Source organism: Gemmatimonadota bacterium (genome assembly GCA_016713785.1).
Classification (GTDB): domain Bacteria; phylum Gemmatimonadota; class Gemmatimonadetes; order Gemmatimonadales; family GWC2-71-9; genus JADJOM01.
Genome location: JADJOM010000001.1, coordinates 783,794 through 797,887 on the forward strand (window position 1 = coordinate 783,794; position 14,094 = coordinate 797,887).

The 14,094-nt window shown below is 73.6% G+C and carries 11 protein-coding genes and 1 pseudogene; 8 read left to right on the top strand and 4 right to left on the bottom strand.

Annotated features, from left to right (window positions below; all coding sequences use genetic code 11):
* Positions 1-5: 5 nt before the first annotated feature.
* On the top strand, positions 6-440 hold the full coding sequence (locus IPJ95_03435; GenBank protein MBK7922670.1) for a hypothetical protein: 435 nt from the start codon (positions 6-8) through the stop codon (positions 438-440).
* The gene (locus tag IPJ95_03440; protein MBK7922671.1) at positions 437-901 is read left to right on the top strand and encodes an SRPBCC family protein; all 465 of its coding nucleotides are present in this window, start codon (positions 437-439) and stop codon (positions 899-901) included. Before IPJ95_03435 ends, IPJ95_03440 begins: the two co-directional genes overlap by 4 nt.
* Here IPJ95_03440 and IPJ95_03445 read toward each other — a convergent pair.
* The 4 genes and pseudogenes from IPJ95_03445 to IPJ95_03460 all read right to left on the bottom strand — a co-directional run bounded on the left by IPJ95_03445 (position 898) and on the right by IPJ95_03460 (position 5,772).
* Positions 898-1,719 carry a hypothetical protein gene (locus tag IPJ95_03445; GenBank protein ID MBK7922672.1) on the bottom strand — a complete coding sequence of 274 codons (822 nt, stop codon included), beginning with the start codon at positions 1,717-1,719 and terminating at the stop codon, positions 898-900. The two genes, IPJ95_03440 and IPJ95_03445, sit on opposite strands and share 4 nt — an antisense overlap.
* A 175-nt stretch (positions 1,720-1,894) precedes the next feature.
* Positions 1,895-4,534 (bottom strand): insulinase family protein, encoded by a 2,640-nt coding sequence (locus IPJ95_03450; GenBank protein ID MBK7922673.1) that lies wholly within the window; start codon positions 4,532-4,534, stop codon positions 1,895-1,897.
* 121 nt (positions 4,535-4,655) lie between these two features.
* The gene (locus tag IPJ95_03455; protein ID MBK7922674.1) at positions 4,656-5,213 is read right to left on the bottom strand and encodes a hypothetical protein; all 558 of its coding nucleotides are present in this window, start codon (positions 5,211-5,213) and stop codon (positions 4,656-4,658) included.
* A gap of 250 nt (positions 5,214-5,463) precedes the next feature.
* A pseudogene (locus tag IPJ95_03460) lies at positions 5,464-5,772 on the bottom strand (tetratricopeptide repeat protein).
* A 344-nt stretch (positions 5,773-6,116) separates the two neighbouring features.
* On the opposite strand from IPJ95_03460, the gene IPJ95_03465 reads away from it, so the two are divergent.
* From IPJ95_03465 to pqqE, 6 genes are all read left to right on the top strand, one after another.
* Positions 6,117-7,574 (top strand): pyridoxal-dependent decarboxylase, encoded by a 1,458-nt coding sequence (locus IPJ95_03465; GenBank protein MBK7922675.1) that lies wholly within the window; start codon positions 6,117-6,119, stop codon positions 7,572-7,574.
* Between the two features lie 76 nt (positions 7,575-7,650).
* Positions 7,651-9,180 carry a HAMP domain-containing protein gene (locus IPJ95_03470; protein ID MBK7922676.1) on the top strand — a complete coding sequence of 510 codons (1,530 nt, stop codon included), beginning with the start codon at positions 7,651-7,653 and terminating at the stop codon, positions 9,178-9,180.
* Positions 9,177-10,583, top strand: coding sequence for a sigma-54-dependent Fis family transcriptional regulator (locus IPJ95_03475; GenBank protein ID MBK7922677.1), 1,407 nt, complete (start codon positions 9,177-9,179; stop codon positions 10,581-10,583). Before IPJ95_03470 ends, IPJ95_03475 begins: the two co-directional genes overlap by 4 nt.
* Before the next feature lie 353 nt (positions 10,584-10,936).
* Positions 10,937-11,845: a pyrroloquinoline quinone biosynthesis protein PqqB gene (gene pqqB, locus IPJ95_03480; GenBank protein ID MBK7922678.1), complete on the top strand. Its 909-nt coding sequence runs from the start codon at positions 10,937-10,939 to the stop codon at positions 11,843-11,845.
* A 7-nt stretch (positions 11,846-11,852) separates the two neighbouring features.
* Complete coding sequence (gene pqqC, locus IPJ95_03485; protein ID MBK7922679.1) at positions 11,853-12,602, top strand: pyrroloquinoline-quinone synthase PqqC; 750 nt, start codon at positions 11,853-11,855, stop codon at positions 12,600-12,602.
* Positions 12,586-14,055, top strand: coding sequence for a pyrroloquinoline quinone biosynthesis protein PqqE (gene pqqE, locus IPJ95_03490; GenBank protein MBK7922680.1), 1,470 nt, complete (start codon positions 12,586-12,588; stop codon positions 14,053-14,055). The genes pqqC and pqqE overlap by 17 nt, the downstream gene beginning before the upstream one ends.
* Positions 14,056-14,094 lie beyond the last annotated feature (39 nt).

Sequence of the window (14,094 nt, forward strand, 5' to 3'; positions counted from 1 at the left end):
CCACCATGCTGAAGGAATCGCCCGACCACCTCGACGCCGACCTGATCCTCAAGATCTACGACCTCCGCCGGGAGGAGGTCATGCGCGAGTCGCGCAACGCCATCAACCGCGACTACTGGCCGCGCAACTCCGAGGAGGCGGTGGCGGTGCTGCGCCAGGACCACCCGCTCAACCGCGCCTGGCGCCAGACCACGGGCTACTGGGAGATGGTGTACTCCATGGCCCGGCACGGCATCATCAACCCCGACTTCCTGGTCGAGAACAACGGTGAGGGGCTGTTCCTGCTCGCGCGGGTGGAGCCGTACCTCGCGGACCTCCGCGCCGCCTCCAGCCCGCGCGCGTTCCGCAACGCCGAGTGGATCGCGCGGGAGACCGAGATGGGCCGGGTCACCATCGACATGTTCCGCAGCCGCATCGTGAAGGCGCTCGCCTCGCGGTGATCCACCGGCTCACGCGGAGCGTCTGGCTGCCGCGGCCCCGCGCCCAGGCGTTTGCCTTCTTCGCCGACGCCGCCAACCTGGAGCGCATCACCCCGCCGGAGCTCCGGTTCCGGATCCTCACCCCGGCCCCGATCCCCCTCGGGGCCGGCGCCGTGATCGACTACCGGCTGGTGTTGTTCGGGGTGCCGCTGGGATGGCGCACGCTCATCACCGCGTGGCAGCCGGGGGAGCGGTTCGTGGATGAGCAGGTGGAAGGTCCCTACGCGATGTGGGTGCACACCCATCGCTTCCGCGACGAGCGCGGCGGCACCCGCATCGACGACGAGGTGCGCTACCGGCTGCCGCTCGCGCCCGCGGGCGCCCTGGCCTGGCCACTGGTGGCGCTGCAGCTCCGCCGCATCTTCGACTTCCGCGCCCGCGCCGTCGCCCGGCTCCTCGGCGCAGGCGCCGGCACCACCTAGCGCCGGCGCGGCCGGCTGAGCACTGCCACCACCAGCGCCAGCGCCGCGGCGGCCAGCAGCGGATTGAAGACCGCGACGATCGCGGCCGCGATCGTCGCCACGCCCAGCAGCCACAACCGGTACGGCGGTTCCGTGTCGCGCGGCTCGAGCTCCGCGGCGCGCGACCCGTTGGGCATGAACACCCGGCGCTGCTGGTAGGACAACCCGCTGCCGAACGGATGCAGCCACGCGGCGCCGGTGAGCGCGGCGCGGGTGAGGTCCAGCCACGGCGCGGGCGGTGGCGGCTCCGGCGCCTCCATGCTGGTCCCCGGCGGTGGCGGCGGGGCGCCCTCGTCGTCGGTCTCCGCCAGCAGGGCCGTGAGCACCGCCTCGGGACCGTGCACCCCGGGGAGGATGGCCGCGGCGCGCAGCGCCGATTCCACCGCCGCCTGCCGGTCCCCGCCGGCGCGCTCCAGCACCGCCTGCAGCCAGGCTACCGCCGCCGACCCGGGCAGCCGGGCCCCGGCCTCGCGCGCCAGGTGGAGCGCCTCCTCGACCCGCCCCTCCCCCGCCAGCAGCCAGAGTCGCGCATACCAGCAGTGCTCTTCCGCGCCGCCGGCCCCGCCGAGGGTCTCGAGCAGGTGGGCGGCCCGCGCGTAGTCGCCGGCACGCAGGAGGGCCTGGAGCAGGGCCAGCTGCGCGGCCGAGGCGCGGGCGCTCCCGGGGAGGGAGCGGGCCGGCGGCGCCTCGCCGGGGACCTGCCCGGGACCGGGCTGCGGGGCGGCCCGGGGGGCGGGCGGGATGGCAGCGGCGGGCCGCTGGCTGATGGGTCCTGTCATGGTCCGGAGTATCGGCCGGCCCCGGCCCGGAGCGTAGCCGGAAGCGGTGGAGGGAGTCTTCGTGGAGGCAACAAGGGCGAGGAGGAGGCTGGGAGATGCGTGCGCCCGGCGTCCGCATTCCGGCCCCCCCCGCTCCGGCCCACCAGGACCGTTACCTTCCCCGACCTCGGCACGGCTACCTCCCGCCGCCGCTCCCCCGCACCACCCCCTCCGCCCGGCCCTGTGCCGGGCCGAGGGCTGTTTCGGCCACGACCCGCACCTGCTCCGCGGTGACCGCGCGATAGCGCTCCGCCGTGCCCTCGAGGTCGGCCAGGCCCCCACCCGCCAGCCAGGCCTCGAGGATCTCCGCCAGCACGGAGCTGCCGCTCTGGCGCCCCACCGCGGTCTGTCCCGCGAGGTAGCTCGTGGCCTGGGCCAGCTCGGTGGCGCTCACCCGCTCCGCCGCGAACCGCGACAGCTCCCGCAGCATCTCGCGACGAGCCTCCTCCTCCCGCTCGGGTGCGGTGGCGATGTACGCGAGAAACGCCCCGCCGCGCGCCTTCTGCCAGGATGACGCCAGGACCGTGTACGCCAGCGAACGGCGGTCACGCAGGGCCTCGAAGAGCCGGCCCCCGAGCCCGCTGGCCACGGCGCTCCACACCTCCGCCGCGTGGCGTGACGGGTCGCGACGGGCCGGACCGGGAAAGGCCATCGCGAATGCCGTCTGCGCCTTTTCCCGCATGACCACGCGCGGTGCGCCCGCGGCCGGGAATTGCCACGCCACCGGCTGGGCCAGGCTGGCGGGCGCGCGCACGGCGTCCCCGAACACGCCGCCGAGCAGGCCCATCGCCGTCTCGGGATCGAGGTCGCCCACCGCCACCACCACCCCGCGGGGCCCGAGCAGCGCCCGCCGGTGCCAGGCGCGGACCTGGTCTGGGGTGATGCCGGCCAGATCGGCTGGCAGGCCGAGCGCGGGAACGCCGTAGCCCTGCTGGCCGAACAGCTCCGCGAACGCAAGCTGGAACGGATAGCGGAACATGTCGTCTGCGGCCTGCGTGGTTTCCTCGACCAGCAGACGACGCTCGGCTTCCACGTGCGGCGCATCGTAGGACGGCGCGGTCAGGACCCGCGCCAGGAGGTCGGCTGCCGGCGCCAGGCCACTCGCAAGCACCGAGGTGCTGAAGCCGAGCCAGTCCAGCGCCACGCTGCCGCCGAGGGTGCCCCCGAGCCGCTCGAAGGCAAACGCGAGGCCGGTGGCGTCGAGGTCCCCGGCACCGCGGATGGCGCTGCGCACCGCCAGGGCGCTCACGCCCGCCTGCCCGGCGGGATCGAACTCCACCCGCGGCACATAGACCCCGAGGTGCACCAGCGGCACGCCGGGCTTGCGGCGCACCAGCAGATCAAACCCCGGCAGCGCGGCATGGTGCACCTCCGCCACGCACGCGCCCGCCGTCGTGACTCCGCGCGCCCGCCTGACGGTGGCCGCTGGCGCGGCCACCGGCACCGGCCACCCACGGGTCCGCGGGGCGCCGGCGGCCTCGAAGGCGCGTACCAGGTCGGCGGTGGTCAACTCGGCCCCGCGGTCGCGGGGCAGGTAGGTGACGGCGCTGACGGCCCCGGGATCGAGCACCTGGGCCGCGGCGTCGCGCACCTCCCCGGCCGGGGTGCCGCGGAGCTGCTCGAAGTCCCGGTCGAGCAGCCGGTAGTCACCCAGCGCTTCGGCGGCGGCGAGCGCGGCGGCCCGGCCGTCCATGTCTTCCAGCCGTCGCGACCAGCGCGCCAGCAGCAGGGTGCGCGTCCGCTCGAGATCGTCGTCGGCCGGCCCGTCGGTGGCCAGGCGCGACGCCGCCGCGGCAAGCTCCCCGACGACGGCGGGGAGGCGGTCGGGGTCGCAGTCGGCGCCGAGGGTGAAGGTGCCGAGTTCGGTGGGGGAGTAGTGGTAGGCGCTCACGGCGGTGGCCAGGCCGGGCTCGCGCAACGCCCGGTACAGCCAGCTGCCGCGCCCGGAGGCCAGGACGCCCGCGGCCAGGTCGAGCGGGATGGCCCGCGGATCGAGCGCCGGGACGCCGCGCCAGCCGAGCGCCACCTCGGCCTGGCTCACGTCCCCGCGGAGCGTCCGCGCGCGCACCTCGCGACGGTCCGGCTCGGCGGGGGACGGATCCACGGCGCCGGGCGCCGGCGCCCACCCGCCGTACGCCGCGCGGCCCTGCGCGAGCATCTCCGCCTCGTCCACGTCGCCCACCAGGGCGACGACGGTCCGCTCCGGCACGTAGCGCGAGGCGTAGTAGCCGTGCACGTCGGCACGGGTGAAGCCGGCGAGGTCCTTCTCGTACCCGATGCGCCAGCGGCGGATGCGGTGGTGGTCGTACATCACCTCGTGCAGCGTCTCCGCGGTGACCGCGCCGGGGTTGTCCAGCTTGCGCCGGGCCTCCTGGATGATCACCTGCAGCTCGCGGGCGAGCTCGTCGGCGTCGATGGCCGCGTGCATCAGCGCGTCGCTCTGGATGGCGATCGCCTCGCGCAGGTGGTCGGCCGGGAGCACCACGTAGTAGGTGGTGTGATCGTAGCCGGTGCCGGCGTTGAGGTAGCCGCCGGCGGCCTTGGTGTCCCGGGCGATCTGCCCCGGCCCGCGGCTCGGCGTGCCCTTGAAGAACATGTGCTCCAGCACGTGCGAGATCCCGGCCCAGCGGTCCGGTTCGTCGAAGAACCCGGCCTTCACGTGGGTCACCACGGCGGCCACGGGGGCGGAGCGGTCGCGCTGGACCAGGAGCGTGAGGCCGTTGGGCAGCACCTCGCGGCGCACGCCGGCGGTCCAGGCGGCAGGGGTGGTGGTCATGCGGGGAAGGGTAAAGGGAGCGCGGGAAAATGAAAAAGGGAGACGGGGAGGGGGGAACGGGCCACGGGAAGCGGTGTGGCTCCGCTTCCCGTGGCCCTGGCTCTCCCCCTGACCGCCGGCGCTACTGGATGATGCGCACCACGCCGGCGCGGGCGCTGCCGCGCATGAACGCCTCGGCGTCGGTGGTGGGGATGACCACCCCGGTTTCCGCGGCGCCGCGGCGGGCCAGGTCGGCCATGAACTCGCTGAGGGGCGCATCGGCCCACTCGCGCTCGGCCCGCTTCATCTCGTCGAGGATCTCGTCCCAGGTGCCGCGGATGGTCCGGCCGCTGAGCGTGGCGACGGTGTGGGTCCCCGCGGGGAGCGGCCGCTTCTGCATCGCCTGCAGCTCGGTGAGCAGGGTGCCGAACAGCTCGAGCTGCGTCGGGTCGCGGGTGGTGCCGTCGGGCTGCAGCGCCTCGACCTCGGCCAGCATGGTGTCGAGCGGGTCGGGCTCGCCGGAGACCTCGAGCAGCCGGGCATGCCAGGGGCGCAGCTCGGGATCGTCCTCGCGCAGCCGGAACACGGTCTTCTTGAGCTCCACGTAGCGCCAGATGCCGAGCTCGTCGAAGTGATCCTCCGGCACGGTCTGGTGCAGGTGGTGCATCGCGGCCTCGGACTCGCCCCGGTCGTAGAGCATGTTGGCGAGGTAGATCCGGGCCTCGCTGTATTGCGGATCGATCTGCAGCGCGGCGCAGCCAGTAGAGCGCGCCGGAATCGTCGTTGATGCGGTGGCAGGCGTAGCCCACGCAGGCGGCGGCCTCGGGGCAGTCGGGCTGGGCGTTGACGGCGTACTCGAAGAACTGCTGCGCGGCGGCGACGAGGCCCTCGCGGAAGAGCGCGCGGCCGATCTGCAGCATCAGCTCGTGGTCTTCACGGAATCCGAGGGAGAGGATGCGGTCGAAGGCGGCCAGCGCGGGGGCCCGCTGCCCCAGCTTGAGCAGCACCTCGCCGTAGCCGGCGAGGGTATCCTCGTGATCGGGATCGAGGGCCAGCGCGCGCTCGAAGTTCTGGCGCGCCCAGGCGTAGTCCTCGCGCGCGAGGTAGGCGTACGCCAGCCCCACGTGGAGCTCTACGGCGTTGGGATAGAGCTGGAGACCTTCCCGGAGGAGATCGAGGGCCTCGTCGAAGCGGCCTTCGTTGTAGAGCTGGTGCGCATGTTCATCGTAATCGTCGGAGCTGAGGAACCGTTCCGGCATCAGGGAGGGCCTCCGGCGGTGAGTATGGGACAAGGTAGGTAGACCCCGCGGCGGGGACAAGAGCTTGCGCGGTCACGGCTTGGGCACGGTCGCGGGGGCCCGGCAACCGAAACCGCGACCGTTGACGGACCGGGGGCCGGAGAACCTGCGCCCGAACCGACCACACGCAGGTCGACCGCCACATCACCCCGATCGCCCCCAGGGTGGCGGCCTTCGTGCGCGACGACCGCGGCCCCCCGCTCGCTGCTGCGCTTCGTCCGGACCAGCCGGACCCAGGGCGGCGGCCCGACGGCCCACGAGGCTCGGGCGCCGCCCCCGGCGCGCCGTGGTAGATTCTCCCCTCCATGCCCTTGCCCGACCCGATCCTCGACGCGCTTGCCGACGACGCCTCCCGCGACGCCGGCGAGCGCGTGCTCGACCTCGTGGCGCGCTACCTGGCCCAGACCGGCCGCGGCGAGGGCCCGGTCTCGACCGCGCGCACCGCGGCAGAACTCGCCGCGCGCTTCGCCGGCCCGCTCCCGACCGGAGGCCACCCGCTCGCCGAGGTCCTCGAGCGCCTGGAGCGCGAGGTGCTCGGCGACGTCACCCGCCTCACCCACCCGATGTACATGGGGCACCAGGTCTCGGCGCCGCTCCCGGCCACCATCTGGATCGAGGCACTGATCAGCGCGGTGAACGGCTCCACCGCCGTGCGCGAGATGGCCCCCAGCGCCAACGCCATCGAGCACCAGCTGGTGCGCTGGTTCGGCGCGCTCGCGGGCTACGGCCCCGCCTGCGGCGGCACCCTTACCTCCGGCGGCACCGAGGCCACCTTCTCCGCGCTGCTCGCGGCCCGCGCCGCGGCGCTCCCCGACGCCTGGGAGCAGGGCGTCGGGGCCAACCCGCCGGTGGTGGTCTATGGCGAACAGGCCCACTACGCCGTGACCCGCGCCATCGGCGCCCTGGGCCTCGGGCTCCGCTCGGGCATCCCCGTCCCGATGCGCGACTGGCACATGGACGTGGCGGCCCTCCGCGCCACCCTCGATCGCCTGGCCCGCGAAGGCCGCGCGGTCATGGCCGTGGTGGCGACCGCCGGCTCCACGCCGGTCGGCGCCTTCGACGACCTCGAGGCCATCGGCGCGGAGTGCGAACGGCGCGGGCTGTGGCTGCATGTCGATGGCGCGCACGGCGCGTCGGCGCTCCTCTCGGAGCGGCACCGGCACCGCCTGGCCGGAATCGCGCGGGCACGCTCGATCGCCTGGGACCCGCACAAGATGATGCTGCTGCCGCTGGCCGCCGGGCTGGTGCTGGTGCGCGAGGAGCGGGACCTCGACCAGGCCTTCGCCCAGCGGGCGCCCTACCTGTTCCACGGCGCGGCGGGCGAGCGGGTCTGGGACCAGGGCGTCCGGAGCTTCCAGTGCTCCCGCCGCGCCGACGCGATCAAGCTCTGGCTCGCGCTCGAGCGCTACGGCGCCGACGGCATCGGCCGGCTCTACGACCGCCTCTGCGACATGACCACCACGCTGCACCGGCTGGTCGAGGCCCATCCCGCGTTCGCGGCGGTCCACGCCCCCGAGGCGAACATCCTCTGTTTCCGCTACACCGGCGGGGGCACCGTCACCGGCGAGGCGCTCGACCAGCTCAACTTCGCGCTGCGCCAGCGCTACAATCGCTCCGGCGAGGGGTGGATCACCACCACCGTCCTCGGCGGGCAGCGGGTGCTGCGCACCACCCTCATGAACCCGCGTACCGCGCCGGAGCACCTCGAGCGGCTGCTGGCGGGGCTCGCCGGCCTGGGCCAGGCGCTGGAGCGCAACACCTGACCGAGCGCCGGGCCGCGGCCGCCCCCCGGCCCCGGCGCCCCTTCCCCCTGCCTGCCGCGCGGCGCTAATTCCCGGCATGACCTTCCAGCGCAAGCTCCTGCTCGGCGTGTCGCTGATGGTGCTGCCCGCCCTGCTCATCGGCGTGGAGGCCATCCGCAGCAACGCACTGGAGCAGCGCGCCCTGGCGACGCTCGGCGACCGCCTGGGCCGCAGCCGCACCTACGCCGAACTCGAGACGGCGATGTTCAACCAGACCGAGGTGGTCTGGCGCTACCTGACGGGCCTGGATCCCGGCGCGCGCAAGGAGTACCAGCTGGCGGGCGAGGTGGTGCAGTACTGGTACGACCGCTGGCGCGCGGAGCTCGGGCCCGACGAGGCGCCGCTCGCGGAGCAGGTCTGGGCCCTGCAGCGGCAGTTCACCCGGATGAGCGACAGCGTCTTCGGTCTCGCTGACCGCGGGGACCGCGCCCTCGCCTACCGCACCGCGCAGCTCGAGCTCCGCACCCGGCTGCAGCCGGCACTCACCGCGCTCAACCGCCAGGTCTACCGCCGCACCCGCGAGACCAGCGTCACGGGGGCCTTCGCCGGGGTGGCCGCCATCGTGCGCAACGAGCAGCGCGCGCTCATCGCGATCTTCCTGGTGGCGGTGGTGGCGGGGCTCGTCGCGGCCTGGCTCATGGCGCGGAGCCTGGCCCGGCCCATCAACGAGCTGCGCGCCGCGATGGCGGTGGTGGCGCAGGGCAACCTGGAGCACCCGATCGAGGCCCGCTCGCACGACGAGATCGGGGAGCTGGCGCGCTCGTTCGCGCAGATGACGGGGAGCCTGCGGCAGTCGCGGGCGGACATGCTCGGGCTGACCGAGCAGCTGCAGGGCAAGGTGGCCCAGCTGGAACGGGCACAGGCGCAGCTCGTGCAGTCGGAGAAGCTGGCCTCGATCGGCGAGATGTCCGCGGCGGTGGCTCACGGCCTCAAGAACCCGCTGGCCAGCCTGCGGGCCTCCGCCCAGCTGGTGCTCCGCCACCCCCAGTCGCCGGCGGCGCCGGAACAGCTCGCGGCGATCATCGCCGAGGTGGACCGGCTCGACCGCCGGATCACCCACCTCCTTGCCTTCTCGCGCCCGGCGCCCTTTCGTCCGCTGCCGGAGCGGGTGGCGACCCTGGTACAGCAGGTGCTGCCGGCCTTCGCCGAGCGCGGCCGGGCCCAGGGGGTGGTTCACGACCTCCGTCTGCCCGACGACCTCCCCGACATCGCGGCCGACGCCGTCAAACTGGAGCAGACGCTGGTCGAGCTCATCTCCAACGCCCATGACGCCATGCCGGACGGCGGACGCCTCACCCTCGCGGCAGACGCGGTGCCGGGCGCCGATGGCCGGCCCGGCGTGCGGCTGACGCTGACCGACACCGGCCGCGGCATCGCCCCGGAGGCGATGCCACAGGTGGGGCAGCCCTTCTTCACCACCCGCCCGGAGGGCACCGGGCTCGGCGTGGCCACGGCGCGCCGGTTCGTGGAGCAGCACGGCGGCACCCTGCACCTCGCGAGCGAGCGGGGGCGTGGCACGACCGTCACCCTCTGGCTGCCCACCGCGGCGGCCGGGAGCCAGGCATGAGCGGCAGTACCGTGCTGATCGTGGACGACGAGCGCACCCTGGCCCGCGCCATCAAGGCGTTCCTCGAGGCCTCGGGCTACGAGGCCACCGTGGCCGACGATGCCGAGGCCGCGCTCCCCCTGCTCCAGTCGCTGCGGCCCGACGTGGTCTTCACCGACGTCCGGCTGCCGGGAATGGACGGCATCGCCCTGCTGCGGAAGATCCGCGAGTTCGACCCCAGCATCTCGGTCGTCGTGATGACCGCCCACGGCTCGATCGAGGGCGCGGTGGAGGCCGTCAAGCTCGGCGCCTTCGACTACGTGAAGAAGCCGCTCGACCTCGAGGAGGTGAAGCTCCTCGCCGACCGGGCTCGCGAGACCAGCGCGCTCCGGCAGGAGCTCTCCTATTACCGGCACCGCGCCGTGCGCGACGAGCCCTTCGGCGACGTGGTGGGCCAGTCGGTGGCCATGCGCGCCGTGCTGGAGCGGGCACGGCAGATCGCGGCGCTCGACGACACGCCACCGGTGCTCATCACCGGCGAGACCGGCACCGGCAAGGGCCTGGTGGCGCGCACCATCCATGCCTCGGGCCCCCGGGCCGAGAAGCCGTTCATCGACGTGAACTGCACCGCGCTCCCCGCCACGCTGATGGAGTCGGAGCTGTTCGGGCATGAACGCGGCGCCTTCACCGACGCCAGGGAATCCAAGCTCGGCCTCTTCGAGGCGGCGGAGGGCGGATTCCTCTTCCTCGACGAGATCGGCGACGTGGAGCTGGCGCTGCAAGGCAAGCTGCTCAAGGCCATCGAGGACCGGGTGGTGCGGCGGGTGGGGGGCGTGCGCGACCGCAAGATCGACGTCCGCATCCTCGCCGCCACCAACCGCGACCTGGCGCGGGAGTCGGAGCGGGAGCGGTTCCGTCGCGACCTCTACTTCCGCCTGGCGGTGATCATCCTGGAGCTGCCGCCGCTGCGGGAGCGGGGCGAGGACGTCTTCCTGCTGGCCGAGTTCTACCTGCGGCGCTTCTCCGCCAAGTACGGCCGGCAGGGGCGCCGCCTGGGATCGGCCGCGCGCGAGGTCATGCGGGCCTACCCCTGGCCCGGCAACGTGCGCGAGCTCTCCCACGTGATCGAGCGCGCGGTGCTGTGGAGCCAGGAGCCGGAGCTCTCCCCGGAGCACCTCGCGCTGACCATTCCCGGAGGCAGCGCGACCCGGCCGGCGGTGGAGTCCGCCGACGCCGTCGTGCCTCCGGCCGCCGAGCCGCCGGGCCGCCGGGCCCCCGAGATGACGCTGGAACAGTGGGAGCGGACCCTGCTGGAGCAGGCCCTGCGAGACGAGGGCGGCAACCAGACCCGTGCCGCCCAGCGCCTCGGCATCTCCCGTGACACGCTGCGGTACCGGCTCAAGAAGTACGGCCTGAGTGGGTGATACGGCCCAGTTGGGTTACCTCACCCAGCACGTGGTGCCCGGCCGGAATCCGGGCACATGGCGGGTAACACGAATGCTGTTCGGCAGTTAGGCTGGCCGTCCTGACCCATGGCCGCCCGGCACGCGCTCTGCGTTCTTCCGGGCGACGTCAGGAGTTCCCTCTTCCTGGCTGGGTGGTTCCACCCAACGACAGCCTACCTCTCAGCGGAGCAGCGACCATGACCTGGACCAAGCCCGAAGCCGAAGTCGTCGCCGTGACCATGGAAGTCACCGCGTACGTCGCAACCCTCTAAGGTCCGACGCACCGGACGGGGCTCGCGATCATCGCGGGCCCCGTTTCCATTTCCGCTCCCATGGACGTCATCCTCCTCGGCACCGCGGCGGGCGGCGGGTTCCCCCAGTGGAACTGCTGGTGCCCCCCCTGCCGGATCGCGCGGACGGACCCGGCCCGGGCCCATCCCCGCAGCCAGTCGTCGGCGGCCGTCTCCGCCGATGGCCGGCGCTGGTTCCTGCTCAACGCGTCGCCCGACGTGCGCGACCAGCTGCGCCACCTCGACGGCCGCCCCCCGGACGCGCTGCGCCACGTGCCGGTCGAGGGCATCGTCCCCACCGATGCGGAACTCGACCACACCCTCGGCATCGCCCTGCTGCGCGAGGGCCGGCGGCTGGCGCTCTACGCCACCCGCGCCGTCCTCGAGGTCCTCAACCACGATTCGCGCATCGTGCCCGTCACCTTCGCCTTTGCCCGGGTCGCGGAACACGAACTGGCCCTCGATGCGCCGGTGGAGCTCCGCTACCACGACGGCGGCGGCAGCGGGCTTCTGGTCACGCCCTTTGCCGTGCCGGGCGATCCGCCGCGCTTCGCGCGCCGTGACCTCCCCGGCCACACGGTCGGGCTGCTGGTGACTGACCGCGGCACCGGCGGGACGCTCGCCTTCGTGCCCGGATGCGGCGGGCTCGATCCGGCACTCGCCGCGCGGCTCGCCCCGGCCGACCTGCTCCTCTTCGACGGCACCTTCTGGGCCGACGACGAGATGATCCGGCTCGGCCTCTCGGAGCGCACCGCCCGGCAGATGGACCACCTCCCGGTCAGTGGCGCCGGCGGCAGCCTCGCGGTCCTCCGGCGCCTGCCCTGCGCGCGCAAGGTGTACACCCACATCAATAACTCGAACCCGATGCTCGTCGAGGACTCGCCGGAGCGCGCCGCCGTGATGGCGGCGGGCATCCAGGTGGGCGACGACGGCATGCGCTTCCGGCTGTGAGCCCCCGATGACCAGCGCCCTGCAGGCCTCCGCCCTCGCCACGCCGCCCCGGCCGCCGATTCCCGACCTGGTCCGGCCACTCACGCCCGAGGAGCTCGAGGCCGCCCTGCGGAACTTCCACGGCTCCTATTACGTGGAGCACCCCTTCCACCAGCACATGTACGCCGGCACCCTGACCCGGCGGCGGTTCCAGGGCTGGGTGGCCAACCGGCTGGCGTACCAGCGGGTGGTGCCCCGGAAGGACGGGGCCATCCTCTCGAACTGTCCCGACCCGGCGGTGCGGCGCGAGTGGCTGCAGCGGATCGTGGACCACGACGGTACCCGGCCCGGCGAGGGCGGGATCGAGCTGTGGATCCGGCTGGGCGTGGCGCTGGGGGTCCCGCGGGAGGAGATGGACGACGAGCGGCACGTCCTGCCCGCCGTCCGCACCATCTGCGAATCGTACGTCTGGTTCTGCAAGTCGAAGCCCTGGGTGGAGGGCTGCGCCAGCTCGCTGACCGAGCTGTTCGCGCCGAAGATCCACCAGCAGCGCATCGAGGCGTTTCCGAGGCACTACCCCTGGATCCCCCCCGAGGCGCTCGACTACTTCCGCAGCCGCCTGGTCCAGGCCCCGCGGGACGTCTTGCACGGGCTCGCGATCGTGCAGCGGCACTGCACCACGGTCGAGACGCAGCAGGCGGCGTTCGAGGCGCTGCGGTTCAAGATCGAGATGCTGTGGGCCCTCATCGACGTGATCCACAATGCCTACCGCGACTGACCCGCGCCCCCGGCTCTGGCGCCTGGCGCGGCTGGGGCACGACCGGGTCCGCGACCGGCCGGTGCTGCTGTGGCCCGAGGGCGCGATGTTCCTCAACGACTCGGGCCGCGCCATCCTCGAGTGCTGCGACGGCAGCCGCACCGTGGAGGCCATCGCCGCCGAGCTGAGCAGCCGCTACCACGCCGACGTGCTCGCCGACGTCCGCGAGTACCTCGGCGACCTGGCGCGGCGCGGGCTGGTCACGCCGGCGGCCCTCGCCACCGCAGCGCCGAGCGGCGACCGGGCCCCCTCGGGGAGCGCGTCCGCGCGACCCGGGGGTGAGGGAGCACTCCAGGGCCGAGCCGCCGAGCCGCCGAGCCGCCCCGCGGTGGCGCCGCAGCTCGGCACGCCCACCACGCTCCTCGCCGAGCTCACCTACCGCTGCCCGCTGCACTGCCCCTACTGCTCCAATCCGCTCGAGATGTCCCGCGCCGATGCCGAGCTGGGCACCGACGACTGGAAGCGCGTCTTCACTCAGGCCCGCGAGCTCGGCGTGCTCCAGCTCGGGCTCTCCGGGGGCGAGCCGCTGGTCCGGAAGGACCTCGAGGAACTGGTGGCGCACGCGCGCGCGGAGGGGCTCTACACCACGCTGGTGACCAGCGGGCTCGGGCTCACCCGCGCGCGGGCCGAGCGGCTCAAGGCGGCCGGCATCGACCACGTGCAGGTCTCCTTCCAGGACACCGACCAGGCCAACGCCGATCGCATCGCCGGCATCACGCTGGGACGGCAGAAGCAGGAGGCCGCCCGGCTGGTCAAGGAACTCGACCTCGCCTTCTCGGTGAACGTGGTGCTCCATCGCGGCAACCTTGACCGGCTGCCCGAGATCATTGCCTTCGCGGCGGAGGCGGGCGCCGACCGCCTGGAGCTGGCCAACACGCAGTACTACGGCTGGGCGCTCCGGAACCGGGGCATGCTCATGCCCACCCGCGACCAGGTGGAGCGCTCGCGCCGGGTGGCGGAGGCGGCGCTGGAACAGCACCGCGGCGGGATGCAGATCATCTACGTGCTGCCCGACTATTACGAGACCTGGCCCAAGCCCTGCTACGGCGGCTGGGGCAACGTCTACATCCTGCTCACGCCGGATGGCCGCGCCCTGCCCTGTCATGGCGCCACCCAGATCCCCGGCCTGCCGTTCGTCAACGTGCGCGACCATCACCTGGGCTGGATCTGGCGGGAGGCCCCGATCTTCAACGCCTTCCGAGGCGATGCCTGGATGCAGGAGCCCTGCAGGAGCTGCCCCCGGAAGGCCCAGGACTTCGGCGGCTGCCGCTGCCAGGCCTTTGCCCTCACCGGGGACGCCACCGCCACCGATCCCGTCTGCAGCCTGGCCCCGCAGCATGCGCTGGTCGAGCAGGCGCTGACCGAGACCACCGCGCCGCTCGACTACATCTACCGGCAGGTGACACCGGTGTAGCACCCACAAGAAGGGCCGGCGCATCGGCCGGCCCCCGCT

What these genes read in the sequence shown, in the direction of transcription:
- IPJ95_03450 (MBK7922673.1), bottom strand. Translation starts at nt 4,534, where the DNA reads ATGACCACCACCCCTGCCGCCTGGACCGCCGGCGTGCGCCGCGAGGTG.
- pqqC (MBK7922679.1), top strand. Translation starts at nt 11,853, where the DNA reads ATGACCAGCGCCCTGCAGGCCTCCGCCCTCGCCACGCCGCCCCGGCCG.
- IPJ95_03475 (MBK7922677.1), top strand. Translation starts at nt 9,177, where the DNA reads ATGAGCGGCAGTACCGTGCTGATCGTGGACGACGAGCGCACCCTGGCC.
- IPJ95_03465 (MBK7922675.1), top strand. Translation starts at nt 6,117, where the DNA reads ATGCCCTTGCCCGACCCGATCCTCGACGCGCTTGCCGACGACGCCTCC.
- IPJ95_03445 (MBK7922672.1), bottom strand. Translation starts at nt 1,719, where the DNA reads ATGACAGGACCCATCAGCCAGCGGCCCGCCGCTGCCATCCCGCCCGCC.
- IPJ95_03455 (MBK7922674.1), bottom strand. Translation starts at nt 5,213, where the DNA reads ATGCTCTACGACCGGGGCGAGTCCGAGGCCGCGATGCACCACCTGCAC.
- pqqB (MBK7922678.1), top strand. Translation starts at nt 10,937, where the DNA reads ATGGACGTCATCCTCCTCGGCACCGCGGCGGGCGGCGGGTTCCCCCAG.
- pqqE (MBK7922680.1), top strand. Translation starts at nt 12,586, where the DNA reads ATGCCTACCGCGACTGACCCGCGCCCCCGGCTCTGGCGCCTGGCGCGG.
- IPJ95_03435 (MBK7922670.1), top strand. Translation starts at nt 6, where the DNA reads ATGCTGAAGGAATCGCCCGACCACCTCGACGCCGACCTGATCCTCAAG.
- IPJ95_03470 (MBK7922676.1), top strand. Translation starts at nt 7,651, where the DNA reads ATGACCTTCCAGCGCAAGCTCCTGCTCGGCGTGTCGCTGATGGTGCTG.